This is a genomic window from Kitasatospora sp. CM 4170 (assembly GCF_032110285.1).
GTDB classification, from domain to species: Bacteria; Actinomycetota; Actinomycetes; order Streptomycetales; family Streptomycetaceae; genus Kitasatospora; species Kitasatospora aburaviensis.
Genome location: NZ_CP134877.1, coordinates 5,457,506 through 5,471,099 on the forward strand (window position 1 = coordinate 5,457,506; position 13,594 = coordinate 5,471,099).

The 13,594-nt window shown below is 76.0% G+C and carries 11 protein-coding genes and 1 riboswitch; of the genes, 8 read left to right on the forward strand and 3 right to left on the reverse strand.

Going from position 1 to position 13,594, the window contains the following annotated elements; translation table 11 throughout:
• Positions 1-165: 165 nt before the first annotated feature.
• Complete coding sequence (locus tag RMN57_RS23375; RefSeq protein ID WP_313765289.1) at positions 166-801, reverse strand: DUF4352 domain-containing protein; 636 nt, start codon at positions 799-801, stop codon at positions 166-168.
• A gap of 271 nt (positions 802-1,072) precedes the next feature.
• Here RMN57_RS23375 and RMN57_RS23380 point away from each other — a divergent pair, with 271 nt between their 5' ends.
• From RMN57_RS23380 to RMN57_RS23390, 3 genes are all read left to right on the forward strand, one after another.
• Complete coding sequence (locus RMN57_RS23380; RefSeq protein ID WP_313765290.1) at positions 1,073-3,376, forward strand: N-6 DNA methylase; 2,304 nt, start codon at positions 1,073-1,075, stop codon at positions 3,374-3,376.
• Between the two features lie 235 nt (positions 3,377-3,611).
• Complete coding sequence (locus RMN57_RS23385) at positions 3,612-4,403, forward strand: hypothetical protein (RefSeq protein WP_313765291.1); 792 nt, start codon at positions 3,612-3,614, stop codon at positions 4,401-4,403.
• A complete protein-coding gene (locus tag RMN57_RS23390; RefSeq protein ID WP_313765292.1) occupies positions 4,400-6,115 on the forward strand; it encodes a serine/threonine-protein kinase in 1,716 nt (571 codons plus the stop codon). Before RMN57_RS23385 ends, RMN57_RS23390 begins: the two co-directional genes overlap by 4 nt.
• Positions 6,116-6,157: 42 nt before the next feature.
• On the opposite strand, the gene RMN57_RS23395 is transcribed toward RMN57_RS23390, so the two are convergent.
• On the reverse strand, positions 6,158-7,228 hold the full coding sequence (locus tag RMN57_RS23395; protein ID WP_313765293.1) for an alpha/beta hydrolase: 1,071 nt from the start codon (positions 7,226-7,228) through the stop codon (positions 6,158-6,160).
• Positions 7,229-7,360: 132 nt separating this feature from the next.
• On the opposite strand from RMN57_RS23395, the gene RMN57_RS23400 reads away from it, so the two are divergent.
• From RMN57_RS23400 to RMN57_RS23410, 3 genes are all read left to right on the forward strand, one after another.
• The gene (locus RMN57_RS23400; RefSeq protein WP_313765294.1) at positions 7,361-8,095 is read left to right on the forward strand and encodes a helix-turn-helix domain-containing protein; all 735 of its coding nucleotides are present in this window, start codon (positions 7,361-7,363) and stop codon (positions 8,093-8,095) included.
• Positions 8,096-8,245: 150 nt separating this feature from the next.
• Positions 8,246-8,857, forward strand: coding sequence for a hypothetical protein (locus RMN57_RS23405; RefSeq protein ID WP_313765295.1), 612 nt, complete (start codon positions 8,246-8,248; stop codon positions 8,855-8,857).
• 309 nt (positions 8,858-9,166) lie between these two features.
• A complete protein-coding gene (locus RMN57_RS23410) occupies positions 9,167-10,186 on the forward strand; it encodes a MazG family protein (protein WP_313765296.1) in 1,020 nt (339 codons plus the stop codon).
• Between the two features lie 62 nt (positions 10,187-10,248).
• Here the strand turns inward: RMN57_RS23410 and RMN57_RS23415 are convergent, their stop codons facing one another.
• Positions 10,249-10,674, reverse strand: a complete 426-nt coding sequence (locus tag RMN57_RS23415; protein WP_313765297.1) for an SDR family NAD(P)-dependent oxidoreductase — start codon at positions 10,672-10,674, stop codon at positions 10,249-10,251.
• A gap of 159 nt (positions 10,675-10,833) precedes the next feature.
• On the opposite strand from RMN57_RS23415, the gene RMN57_RS23420 reads away from it, so the two are divergent.
• Together RMN57_RS23420 and RMN57_RS23425 are read left to right on the forward strand one after the other, a co-directional pair.
• Positions 10,834-12,099 (forward strand): cytochrome P450, encoded by a 1,266-nt coding sequence (locus RMN57_RS23420; RefSeq protein WP_313765298.1) that lies wholly within the window; start codon positions 10,834-10,836, stop codon positions 12,097-12,099.
• Positions 12,100-12,371: 272 nt separating this feature from the next.
• Positions 12,372-12,541, forward strand: a riboswitch (cyclic di-AMP (ydaO/yuaA leader).
• Between the two features lie 5 nt (positions 12,542-12,546).
• Positions 12,547-13,506: a transglycosylase family protein gene (locus RMN57_RS23425; RefSeq protein WP_313765299.1), complete on the forward strand. Its 960-nt coding sequence runs from the start codon at positions 12,547-12,549 to the stop codon at positions 13,504-13,506.
• Positions 13,507-13,594: the final 88 nt, after the last annotated feature.

Sequence of the window (13,594 nt, forward strand, 5' to 3'; positions counted from 1 at the left end):
GGAGTGAGCGGCCCGCCTCGGTGGAGGCGGGGAGTGAACGGCGGTCTCGGGCCACGGTGCCCGGGACCGCCGTTCTGCATCGGCGGGCTGCAGCGGTGCGGGGCGGGGGGCGGTGCGCGCCGGCCTGACGGCGGGAACGGCCCCGGTCGGGTGTGAACAGGGGCGTCAGCCGATCTTCCACTGGCCGACCTGGTTGGCGAAGCCGTTGTCCAGGGCGAACTGGATCTTGTCGATCTTGGCGTCGGTCGGCACCTCGAAGGTCACGAAGCCCTTGCCGGTCTCGCCGGAGGCGATGTTGGTGGGGGTCTGGAAGTCCGGGCCGGCCTTGGTCTCGGCGAACGTCGGGCCGTACGACTGGCCCTGGGCGTCGACCACCTTGGCGCTGCTCAGCGGGGACTCGCCGTAGGCCTGGGTGCCGGTGGCCTTGATCTGGAACTGCACCGCGACGTACCGCTTGCCGTCGGCGGGCTTGAGGAACTCGTTCGCGCTCTCGGCCGGGTCGACCAGCTTCACCGCGGTGACGTCGGCGGTGTTGCCCTTCTCCATGCCCTTGAGCGCGATGGTGTCGCCCACCTTGGCCGCGGCCTTCGGCGCGTCTGCCGGCTTGGTCCCGGCGGGCGCGGCGGCGGCGCCGGTCGCCGCGCCGGGGGCGGAGGTCGCCGCGGCGGTCTGCTTGGGCTCGGTGGCGACGGTGGAGCCGGCGGTGGAGTTGCAGGCGGTCGCGGTGAGCGCGACCAGCGCGGCGCCCAGCAGCAGGGCGGCGTTGCGGCGGGTGCGGCGCGCGGTGGTGGCGACGGACATCGGTTTCTCCCGGTTCTCGGTCCTGGGCCGCCGGCGCTCGGCTGCGTCGGCGACAGGTAGATCACACCATTCACTGTGAACGATGTCAACGGGCATTCAGGAAACATCTCTGTTCACGTGTGAACGCTCGCGGGGGTGGCGCTGGCTATGCTGTGTGGTCACACCTGCGCCGCCCTGTTCCTGTCCGGCGTTGCTCGGCCCGTCCCGCCCCCAGCCCTGCCCCCAGTCCCGCCCAGTCCCGCCCCGTCCGTGCGTCGCCGAAGGAGCCCCCATGCCGGACCGTCCCGAGGTGACCGCCGTCGAGATCGCCCGGCTGGCCGGGGTCGGCCGGGCCGCCGTGAGCAACTGGCGCCGCCGGCACGCCGACTTCCCCCGCCCGGTCGGCGGTACCGACGCCAGCCCGACCTTCGCGCTGGACGAGGTGGCCGGCTGGCTCCGCGCGCAGGGCAAGCTCGCCGAACTCCCGCTGCTGGAGCGCGTCTGGCAACTGCTGGAGACCCTCCGCGACCCCGACGGCCACCCGGCCGCGCCGCTGGCCGAGGCCGGTGCCGTCCTCCTGCTGCTGCACCGCGAGCCCGAGCGCTGGGCCGCCCTGGCCGCCGAGCCCGACACCCGGCTGGCCACCGCGCTGCCCCGCGCCCTCGCCGAGGCCGCCGCCGCGACGCTCGGTCCGGACGGCGCCGCCGCCCTCCGCCTCCCGGGCCTGCTCGGCAGCACCCAGCTCGACCTGGCCCGGCTGCTCGCCCGACTGGCCGCTGCCGCCGGCGCTCCGGTGGCCGGCGCCTCCACCGTCGCTGCCGCCGGCGCTCCGGCCGGCAGCACCCCCGCCGCCGATGCCGCCGGCGCGTTCGAGCAACTGCTCACCCGGTACGCCGAGGCCAACTCCCGCCAGCTCAGCCCCACCCCGCCCGAGGCCGCCGAACTGCTCGCCGCCGTCGCCGGCGTCCCCGCCACCGTGCTGGACCCGGCCACCGGCCTCGGCCCCCTGCTGCTCGCCCTCCCGCCCACCGCCGGCCGCTACGGCCAGGACGCCGACCGCGTCACCGGGGTGCTCGCCCTCCTGCGGCTCGCCCTGCACACCCCCGCCGGCGACCCCGGGCCGCTCCCGGTCGAGCTGCGGGCCGGCGACGCCCTGCGCGCCGACGGCTACCCCGGCGACACCTTCGAGGCCGTGCTCTGCCAGCCCCCGTACAACGAACGGGAGTGGGGCTACGACGAGTTGCAGTTCGACACGCGCTGGCCGGGCGGCCTCGTCCCGCCGCGCGGCGAGTCCGAGCTCGCCTGGGTGCTGCACTGCCTCGCCCACACCCGCCCCGGCGGACTCGCCGCGCTGCTGCTGCCGCCCACCGTCGCCACCCGCCGGGCCGGCCGCCGGGTCCGCGCCGAGCTGCTGCGCTCCGGCGCCCTGCGCGCCGTCGTCGCCCTCCCCGCCGGCGCCGCCCCGCCGTACGGGGTGCCGCTCCACCTGTGGGTGCTGCGCGCCCCCCGGCCGGGGGACGACTTCCGGCAGGTGCTGCTGCTCGACGCGTCGTCGGCCTCGTTCGCCGTCGCGTCCGACGGGGCGGAGGGCGGCCGGGACAAGGTCCGCTGGCCCGAGCTGCGCCGGACCGTCCTGAACGCCTGGCGCGCGTTCGACCTGGCCGCCCGCGAGGGCCTGCCGCTGCCGCCGGACCGGCCGGGCGTCCACCGGGCGATGGCCGCGATCGACCTGCTCGACGACGAGACCGACCTCTCGCCGACCCGCCACGTCCCGCCCGCCTCGCCGGTCGGCGGCGCGGCCGAACTCTCGCACCTGAGCGGACGCTTGACCGAGCTGCTGGGCGGCCTGGGGGAGCCGTCCGCGCTCCTGCCCGACCCGGCTCCGGGCACCGGCCCGGTCGGTGCGGCCGGACCGACCGGGCCGGTGGTCACGGTGGGGGAGCTGGTCCGCAGCGGTGTGCTGGAGCTGTACTCCTCCGGGGCCGGCGTGCCCGCCCGCCCGGCCGCGGACGCCTCGGGCCAGGGCACCGCCGACTCGGGCACGCCCGTGCTGACCGACCAGGACGTCGTCGCGGGCAACCCGCCCAGCGCCGTCCTCGCCCCTGCCGGCGCCACCGGCGGAACGGCCGGCGCCACCGGCGGTACGGGCGCCGCCGGCCCGGTGGGCGCGGCGGGCGAGCTCCGGACGCGGCCCGGCGACGTCCTCGTCCCCGCGCTCGGCGGGGGAGTGGCCCGGGTCGTCCCGGCCGGCGGCCCGCTCGTGGGCGCGGCGCTCGGCCGCCAGCTCCACCTGCTGCGCCCCGACCCGGCCGCGCTGGACCCGGAGTTCCTGGCCGGTCAGTTCCGCTCCACCGCCTCCACCCGACGGGCCGCCAGCCACGCCTCGACCACCGTCCGCCTGGACATCCGCCGGGTCGAGCTGCCCCGCCTGCCGATCACCGAACAGCGCGCCCTCGGCGCCGCCTTCGCCCGGATCGCGGCCTTCGACGCCACCCTCCAACAGGCCGCCGCCCTCGCCCGTACGCTCACCCAGGCCCTCACCGACGGCCTGGCCACCGGCACCCTGCCCGCGCCGGCCCCGCCCGCCGAGTCCTGAGGCCGGCCGGGCCGGGCCGGACCCGGGCCCGACCGGACCCGGGCCGTCGGCGGCGGCGCCGACCCGGCGTCACATCCACGGCCGCTCCCGGCTCCCCGCGCGACGCCCCCCGCGTGGCGCTCACCGCGCGGTCCGCTGTCCGGGAAGGCCTCCGACCGGTCGGTCGTGGGCGGTACGGTGTGCGGGGATCGTCCGTGGCACGGCCGACCGCCGTTCTCACCGCTCAGGAGCGCAGATGTCAGGGCAGTACCCCGGGCAGTTCGGACCACCGCCCGGCGGCGTGCCCGCCGGCGGCATACCGGCCGGGGCGCACTACCCCGGCCCACCGACCGGACCCGTGCCCCTGCCGGGCCCCGGCACCGGTCCCGCGGCGGGCCCCGGCCCGTACGGGGCGCTCGGCCGGACGCTGTGCATCCTGGCCCCGCTGCTCAGTTTCGGCCTGCTCGGGATGGTCCCCTCGCTGCTGCTGGCGATCCGCCGGCGGCGGGCCTACGACTTCGTCGGGGCGGTGGTCTTCACCGGCCTGTTCCTCGCCTTCCTGGTCAGCGCCGGCATCGCCGGCGGACACAGTGACGGCACCGTGCTCGACAAGGTCGGCACCGTGGCGCTGGTGCTGCTCTGGTTCGGCGCGCCGCTGCACTTCGTGGGGATGGACCTGCGCGCGGTCTGGGACGCCGGCCGCCCCGCACCCACCCCGGCCGCCTACTACCCGGCGCCCGTCCCGCCGCCCGTCTCGCCGTACGCGGCGACCGCGATCACCCCCTACCCCGCCGGTGCGCCGCACCCGGGCGGCACCCCGGTCCGGACGGGCACCCCGCACCCGGCGGGTACGCCGTACCCCACCGGGACGCCGCACCAGCCCCCGCCGGCCACCCGCTTCGACGGCCCCGTCGCGCCGTACGCCACGCCCCCGACCGCCCGGGGCGGCGCCCCCGGGCCGGCCCCCGCCTCCTCGTCCGAGACCGGTGACGAGCTGCGCGAGCTGGGCGAACTGCTGCGCCGTCAGGCCGGCGAGGGCCGCCCGTGAGCGTCGACCGGGTGATCGGCGGCCGCTACCGGCTGGCCGAGAAGATCGGCCACGGCGGAATGGGCCAGGTCTGGGGCGGTTACGACGAACGGCTGGACCGCCCGGTCGCGGTCAAGCTGCTCCGCACCGACCACCTGCTCCCCGCCCACGCGCCCGGTGCCGGGGCGGGCGGCACCGGGCACGACCGCGAGGGCGACCGGCTGCGCCGCCGCTTCCTGCGCGAGTGCCGGATCACCGCCGCCCTCGACCACCCGGGCCTGGTCACCGTCTTCGACGCCGGCGAGGACGCCGGCGAGCTCTACCTGGTCATGCAGCGCGTCCCCGGCGTCAGCCTCGCCGACCTGATCGCGGAGGAGGCGCCCCTCCCGATCGAGCGCGCGGCCGCCGTCGCCGCCCAGCTCTGCGCGGCGCTGGCCGCCGTCCACGCCGTGCCGGTGGTCCACCGCGATCTGAAGCCCAGCAACGTGATGGTCCGCGACGACGGCCGGACCGTCCTGCTCGACCTCGGCATCGCCACCGCGCTCGACACCGATGCCACCCGTCTCACCCTCACCGGCGCCCCGGTCGGCAGCCCGTCCTACATGGCTCCGGAACAGGCGCTCGGCGCCGCGACCGACCCGCGCAGCGACCTGTACGCGCTCGGCTGCCTGCTGCACGCGATGATCGCGGGCGAGGAGCCGTTCCGCGCGCCGACCGCCCTCGGGGTGCTCCGCCGCCACGTCGACGAGGCGCCGGTCCCGCTGCGCGACCTCCGCCCCGACGTGCCGGAGCCGATCGAACGGCTGGTCCTCGACCTGCTCGCCAAGCAGGCCGACGGCCGCCCGGCCGACGCCCAGCAGGTGTACGCCCGGCTGCTCCCGTTCCTCCCGCCGGCCGTGTCGGCCCCGCAGCCCCGCTACGGGCCGCTGCCCGACCCCGCCCGCCCCTACCGCCACCCCCACCAGCCGCAGCCGCGGCCGGTGGAGGCCGCCGACCCGCTGCCGGTGCCGCCCGCGCCGCGGCGGGCCGAGCCGCAGCCGTTCCTGATGGCCGCGGTGCCGTCCGCGGCGGTCGCGCCCCCGGCCGCCACCCCGGCCGCGCCCGCCACTCCGCCCCCGCCCGCCACTCCGCCCGCCGACCTGACGGCCGCCTGCGCCCAGCTCTCCGACCTGGTCGCCGCCGAGCGGCACGCCGAGGTGCTGGACCTCGCGGCCCGGCTGCTGCCCCGGGCCCAGGCCGAACTCGGCGACGGCGCCCCGCTGGTGCGCACCGTCCGGACCATCTACGCCCGCGTCCTGCTGCAGGAGCGCCGCTACCGGCAGGCGCTGCCCGAGTACCGGTTGCTGGTCGCCACCGCCGAGGGCGGGCCGGACGGCCCGCAGGCCCGCGAGCCCCGGTACCGCGCCGCGTTCTGCCTCGAACAGCTCGGCCACGGCCCGGACGCGCTGGACGAGTACCGGGCCCTGCTCTCCGCCGCGTCGGACGCCGAGCCGGAGCGGGCCTTCGACCTGCGGGAGCGGATCGGCCTGCTCCTCGCGGCGGGTGGCGGCACCGAGGCCGCCTGGCAGTGGCTGCTCCAGCTGCTCTTCGACCGCGAGCGCCGCGACGGCCCGCACCACCCGGCCGTCCGCCGGCTCCGCCAGACGCTCGACACCCTCCAGCCCCACCGCACCACCAACCACTCGGCCACGCCGCAGGACCCCCGCGCCACCCCCTGGCCGCCGAGCCGCTGACCGGCCCCCGCCGGTCCCCGCCCGCAGCCGGCCGCCCGCCGGCTACCGGGCGGCGACGGGCCGGCGGTCGGTGACCACGGGGCGGACCTTGGCCAGCATCAGCTCCAGGAACCGGTCGGGGTACCGGAACGCGGCGAAGTGGCCGGCGTCCGGGATCAGCGCGAAGTCCTTCACCGGAGCCTGGACGTCCGCGACGAACCGCCGGGCGAGTGCCGGCGGGGTGTACGGGTCGTGCTCGCCCTGGAAGACGAAGAACGGCAGGTCGAAGACGGTGCCGTCGGCCCAGTCGTCGTAGCCGGCGGTCTCCGGGACGATCTGCGCGGAGAGCTTCATCCCCTCGCCGAGCACGCCGAAGTCGCGCAGCCCGTGCAGCGGGGAGAACCAGAGCGAGGCCAGCACCACGCGCTTCAGGGCGTCGGCGGTGCGCGGCTCGCTGGTCGCGGTGATCCTGGCGTAGGTGCTGTACTGCTCGGCCGTCCAGGTGCCCGGGTCGGTGCCGAGCCGCTCCACGGCGGCGAGGTCCTTCCGCTTTCCGGCGGTGCGCAGCCGGTCCAGCAGGGCGTGGTGGGCGGAACGGTCGCGGCCGCCGTCGAGGAGGTTCTGGTCGGTGCCGACGTAGGCGGAGAAGAGGTCGGGCCGCTGCCGGGCCAGCCGCAGGCCGATCACGCTGCCGAACGAGTGCGCCGTCAGGACGACCCGCTCGACGCCGAGCCGGGTGCGGACGTACTCGGTGACCTCGACGGCGTCCTCGTGGAGGCGGGCGATGCTCAGCTCGCCCTGGCCCTCGGCGCCGGAGCGGGCCAGCGTCTTGCCGGCGCCCCGCTGGTCCCAGCGGACGACGGTGAAGTGCTTCTCCCAGGCGCGGGTGCGAGGCCCGAAGGCCGCGTTGGACGAGCCGGGGCCTCCGTGGATCTCCAGCAGCACCGGGTTGGCCAGGTCCTCGCCGCGGACGGAGATCCACTGCTCGATCCCGCCGATGCGGACGAAGCCCTGCTCGTCGATGCCGTTCGGGCGGTCGATCCGCATCAGCCCGGCGTTGCGGAGCTGCTTGACCCGGCGGTGGCCCAGCAGGCCGGCCACGGGCGCGGCGAGGGCGGCGGAGGCGGCAAGCACGATCCCGATCACAGTTACTCCCCTAAACTGTATATGCCTTACGCGGTTATGTGTATGTTATACACAGTTCTGAGTCGTCGTCAAAGCGCAGCGACGACCGCCGACCGGCGAGCGACGAACGAGGAGTGCGGTATGGCCAGGAGCCCGGAGAAGCAGCGAGACCCGAAGGCGAGCCTCGCGCTGCTGTGGGGGGAGCAGGAGCAGCCCCGGCGCGGGCCGAAGCCCTCCCTGACCCCGGACCGGATCACCGCCACCGCCATCGCGATCGCCGATGCCGAGGGGCTGGACGCGGTCTCCATGCAGCGGGTCGCCGCGGAGCTCGACGTCACCACGATGGCGCTCTACCGCTACGTCCCCGGCAAGACCGACCTGGTCGACCTGATGGTCGACACCGCGCTCGGCACCCCGTCACTCGGCGGGACGGTGGGCGGCTGGCGTCCTCGGCTCACCGAGTGGGCGCGGCAGTGCTGGGCGCTGTACCGCCGCCACCCGTGGATCCTGCCCGCCACCGCGATGCGCCGGCAGCTGATGGGGCCCAACCAGCTGGCCTGGCTCGACGCCGCGCTCGCGGCCCTCGCGGACAGCGGGCTGCCCCCGGCCCGCCGGCACGACACGTTCCTGCTGATCGTCGGGCACATCCGCAGCCTCGCCCAACAGCGGCAGGACGCGAACCAGGAGGGCGACCAGGAGTGGAACCGGCTCACCGGTGAGCTGCTGGAGCGCCACGGCGCACGCTTCCCCGCCCTGACCGCCGCCGTCGCGGCCGGCGCCTTCACGCCGCAGGACGAGGACCCGCTGGACTACGGTCTGGAGTGCATCCTGGACGGCGTCGCCGCCCTGATCGGCCGCACGGCGCCGCAGTCGTAGCCGGCGCCACGGGCCGACGCCTCCGGGCGGGTGACCCGTTCGGCCCGTGGTCCGCGCGGCGGCGGCCTCCCGGACCTACGCTCGGTGGACGCGCGGCGTCCGGTGGGAGCGCCCCTCCGGGCCCGCCGCCAGCTCGCCCCGGAGGCCGCCATGCACCGTCGGACCGCCGCCGTCGGCGCCCTGCTCGCCGCGGTCGCGCCGGCCGCCGCGGTGCTGGCCGCGTGCGGGGGCGGCGGGCTGACGGCCGGGACGGCGGCGGTGCTGGACGGGCGGCGGATCCCGGTGCGCGCGGTCGAGTCCCGGGTCGCGGAGCTGCGGCACGCGGCGGGTGGCGCCTCGGTGGACGCCCGGCAGCAGCCGGACGGACTGGCCCGGCGGGCCGTCGCCGACCTGGTGCTCGACGCGGTGGTGGCCCGTGCGCTGGCCGACCGCGGGCTGGCCGTCGCCGCCGCCGAGGTGGCGGCGGAGCGCGCCGACGCGGCGGAGCGGTCCGGGGGCGCCGATGCGCTGGCCCGGGTGCTGGCCGCCCGGGGCGTTCCGGGCAGCGGGATCGACGACTGGTTCCGGCGCCGGCTCGGCATCCTCCGGCTCGCCGCCGCGGCCGGGGCGGACGCCGGCACCCCGGAGGGCGAGGACGTCGTCCGCATCGCCCTGGCCGACGCGGCCTCCGCGCTCCGGTTGCGGATCAACCCCCGCTACGGCACGTGGGACCCCGCCCAGGCCACCCTCGTCCCCGACCTCACGCCCTGGCTCGCCCCCTGACCGGTGGCGCGCACGGGAAGTCGGCCCCTTCGACCTCTAGGGTCTCTCGTTCGGATCTTGCCGGGCGCGCGACGCCGGAGCACGCACCTCGACGGCTTGTCGTCGGTCGCCGATGCTCCGCATGGACTCCCTCCTCCGCACCGCCGATGCACGCACTCCAACGCCGCGCGCTCATCCGACAAGATCCGAACGAGAGACCCTCGTGCCCCGGCGGTGTGCACCGCCCCGGTGCGGGGAGCGGCCCCGGCAGTGCACGGACCGGGCGGAATGCGGAAGCGGCCGCCGGGGCGGCCCAGGTAGGTTCGAGGTGTGACGAACCTCCCCGGCGCGAAGCTGATCCTGCTCACCACCACCCACCGAGTGGCCCCCGGACTGTTGTCCTGGCCGGCGTGGGAGGCCCTGCGCTCGGCCGGGCGGGTGCTGGCCTCCGACGAGGGGCACCCGCAGGTGGCCGCGGTGCGCCAGGCCGGGGTCGAGGTGGAGATCGTGGCCCCCGCCTCCGCGCCGGCGCTGGCCCGGACGCTGACCGGGCAGCCGGCCGGTGCGGGCACGACGCTCTGGCTGGGCAGCCCCGACGGCGACCCGGGCCTGACCGACGCGCTCGCGCGCCTCGCGGTCGAACACGCGGGCGAGGTGCCGGAGATCGAGGTGCTGCCCGGCTCCTACGACCTGCCGGGCGCCCGGCTGCTGGACCTGGTCTCGGTGATGGACCGCCTCCGCTCGCCCGGGGGCTGCCCGTGGGACGCCGAGCAGACCCACGCCAGCCTGGTGAAGTACCTGGTCGAGGAGGCCTACGAGCTGGTCGAGGCGATCGAGGAGGATGACCGCGAGACGCTCCGCGAGGAGCTCGGCGACGTCCTGCTCCAGGTCTTCTTCCACTCCCGGATCGCCGAGGAGCACCCCACCGACGCCTTCTCCATCGACGACGTCGCGGGCGACCTCGTGGAGAAGCTGATGTACCGGCACCCGCACGTGTTCGGCGACGCGCAGGCCGAGGGCGCCGCCGAGGTCGAGGCGAACTGGGAGGCCCTGAAGGCCGCCGAGAAGTCCGGGCGCGAGTCGGTGCTGGACGGCGTGCCGGCCGGGCTGCCGGCGCTGGCGTACGCGGCGAAGCTGGTCTCCCGGGTCCGCCGGGCCGGGTTCACGGGCGTGCCGGACGCGCCGTACGAGCTGCCGGCGGAGCTGACCGCGGAGTCGGCGGGCGTGCTGCTGCTCGCCGTGGCGCAGCGGGCGCACGACGCGGACGTGGACGTGGACGCGGCGCTGCGGGCGGCCGCGCGCGGCTACCGGGAGGCCGTCCGCACGGCCGAGGGGCTCAAGCCCGAGTAGGCCGGAGCGGCCGGGCTCTGCGGGCGACGCGAGCCCGCCCGCGGAGCCGCCGGCGGGCGCGCTCAGACGCGCGCCGCCTCCTCCACAGGCCGGCGCGGCTGCGGCACGACCACCTCGCCGATGGCCTCGCCGACCAGCTGCAGCAGCTCCGCGAGCCGCTCCAGGTCGAGGTGGTCGGGCAGGTCGGCCAGCGAGACGATCCGCTCGCCGTCCGGGCCGGCGACGCAGAACAGGTCGATCGGCCCGAGGTGCTTCTCGGCGGTGTCGACGAGGGCGGCGACGTCGCTGGGGCGCCGGACGTCACCGCAGACGCCGACGACCGGACAGCCCGGCCGGTCGAGCTCGGTGGCGAGGTCCTCGGCGATGCCGACCTGCTCGTCCGCGATGAGGACGCCGGCGGCGCCGGCCGCGGTGAAACGGCGCGCGAGGTCGGCCCCCGACCCGCCGTCGAGTACCGCGATCACGACGACTGCCCCGGTGACCCGCATGGTGCGCTCCTCCCTGGTGGGCGGCTCCGCACCGGCGCCCACACACGTGCTTTGCGGAGGATCGTAGGCTCGTCCCGATCCTCCGCAACAGGAATTACCCCTCAGGTGACCAGGCTCACGCCTGCCGTACGGGCGATCTCCACCGGATACGGTCGACCCATGCCAGTTCAGCCCGATCCCGCCCGCCCGTCGCTCTTCACCTGGGAGTTCGCCGCCGATCCGTACCCGGCGTACGCGTGGCTGCGGGAGCACGAGCCGGTGCACCGCACGACCCTGCCGAGCGGGGTGGAGGCCTGGCTGGTGACCAGGTACGCGGACGCCCGGCAGGCGCTCGCCGACAGCCGGCTCTCCAAGAACCCGGTCCACCACAGCGCGCACGCGCACCGCACCGGCCGGGTCGGCATCCCGGGCGAGCGGCAGGCCAACCTGATGACGCACCTGCTGAACATCGACCCGCCGGACCACACCCGGCTGCGCCGCCTGGTCTCGAAGGCGTTCACCCCGCGCCGGGTGGCCGCGTTCGAGCCCCGGGTGCAGCAGCTCACCGACCGGCTGATCGACGGCTTCGCGGCCCGCGGCAGCGCCGACCTGATCCACGAGTTCGCCTTCCCACTCCCCATCTACGCGATCTGCGACCTGCTCGGTGTGCCCGCCGAGGACCAGGACGACTTCCGCGACTGGGCGGGCATGATGATCCGCCACGGCGGCGGGCAGCGCGGCGGCGTGGGGCGGGCGGTGAAGCGGATGCGCTCGTACCTGGCGGAGCTGATCCACCGCAAGCGGGCCGACCTCGGCGACGACCTGATCTCGGGGCTGATCCGGGCCAGCGACCACGGCGAGCACCTGACCGAGAACGAGGCCGCGGCGATGGCCTTCATCCTGCTGTTCGCCGGGTTCGAGACGACCGTCAACCTGATCGGCAACGGCACCTACGCGCTGCTGCGCAACCCCGGGCAGCGGGCGCTGCTGCAGGATTCGATCGCCCGCGGCGAGACCGGCCTGCTGGAGACCGGGATCGAGGAACTGCTCCGCTACGACGGGCCGGTGGAACTGGCCACCTGGCGGTTCGCGACCAGCCCGCTGACCATCGGCGGGGTGGAGATCCCGGTGGGCGACCCGGTGCTGGTGGTACTCGCGGCGGCGGACCGGGACCCGGCGCGGTTCGCCGACGAGAACACCCTCGACCTGGCCCGGACGGACAACCCGCACCTCGGCTTCGGGCACGGCATCCACTACTGCATCGGCGCTCCGCTGGCCCGTCTGGAGGGCCGTGCCGCGCTGGCCACGCTGCTCACCCGGCTGCCCGATCTGCAGCTCGCCGAAAGCCCGGAGAATCTGCGGTGGCGCGGTGGTCTGATCATGCGTGGACTTCGTGAACTTCCGGTCGAATTCACTCCGGAGAACGCGGAGAAGAAGCCCGTCTGATCACGGCCGGGAACCGCTCGCAGCGGCCCGCGCGTCCTCCGGCCGGCGGCTCGACACGCTGACGCGGCGTCTCAGAGACGGCCCAACAGGGGGGTTGAACCACCATCAATCCGGACATACCGCCTCCGTTTGTAGGCGATCGACCGTGTGCCGTAATTTCTGTGTGATATCGGCGATATGAGCTTGTGATTGGTGTGAGGATCTGTCTACTCTCCCTGGAGTTCGCAGCTGCGGACCTCGTGCGCGGAACGCCGAATCCTGCCCGCCGCGCCACGGGAAACCGACCAGAACCCTGGGCAGGGGCGGGGGACCCAGGTTTGTTGCCGTCCTCCACGGCTTGGGGTGAAGCCGCAGTCGCGGGCAGAACGCCTCGCGACACGCGGCCGGGCCACCTCCCGGTCCGAACCCGACAGCTCACCTCGCAGGCGTGCGGAGAGGGACGTCTTCATGCTGTTCGTTGGAACTGGCCGCCACCGCCGCCGCACCCAGGCCGAGAAGGCCATCGCCGTCGCCGGTGTGGCCGGCGTCGGACTCGCGATGCCGCTCCTCACCGCCACCGGCGCCTCGGCGGCCCCCGTCTCCACCTGGGACGCGGTCGCCCAGTGCGAGAGCGGCGGCAACTGGAGCATCAACACCGGCAACGGCTTCTACGGCGGCCTGCAGTTCACCTCCAGCACCTGGAAGGCGTACGGCGGCACCGCGTACGCGGCGCAGGCCAACCAGGCCAGCAAGGGGCAGCAGATCGCGGTGGCCGAGAAGGTCCTCGCCTCGCAGGGGCCGGGCGCCTGGCCGGTCTGCTCCAAGCGGGCGGGCCTGAGCAAGGGCGGCGCCGCGGCCGAGGTCGACGCCTCCACGGACGCGAAGCCGGCGGCGCAGCAGCCCGCCGCGCCGAAGCCCGCCCAGCCGAAGCCCGCCGCGCCGAAGCCGGCTCAGAAGCCCGCCCAGCAGCAGGCCCCGAAGCCCGCCGCCCAGCAGCCCGCGCAGCAGGACGCCAAGGCCCCCGGCTTCTCCGGCCAGGGCGGCTGGGACGCCGACGCGAAGGTGTACTGGTACCAGAGCGACGGCGCCTGGTACTGGACCAGCCACGAGAGCGTGTACCGGCAGCACGCCGGTCAGTACACCCCCGAGGTCGCCCTCCAGTACGCCGGTCCGTCCGACGGGTACATCGGTCAGGGCGCCGGCCCGACTCCGACCACCGGCCACGCCGATCCGGCCGGCCACGCCGACCCGGCCCCCCAGCAGCGCACCGGCCACGGCTACACCGTCCAGGCCGGCGACACGCTGGCCGGCATCGCCGCCGCCCAGGGCGTGTCCGGCGGCTGGCAGACGCTGTACGACGGCAACCGCGGCACCGTGGGCGGCGACCCCGACCTGATCATGCCCGGCCAGGTGCTCAACCTCGGCTGAACCACCGGCCGCTGAACCCGGGCCACCGCCCGGCGGCGCGGACGAAGGGGGCCGGATACGTCCCCCTTCGTCCGCATCCGGACCGCTT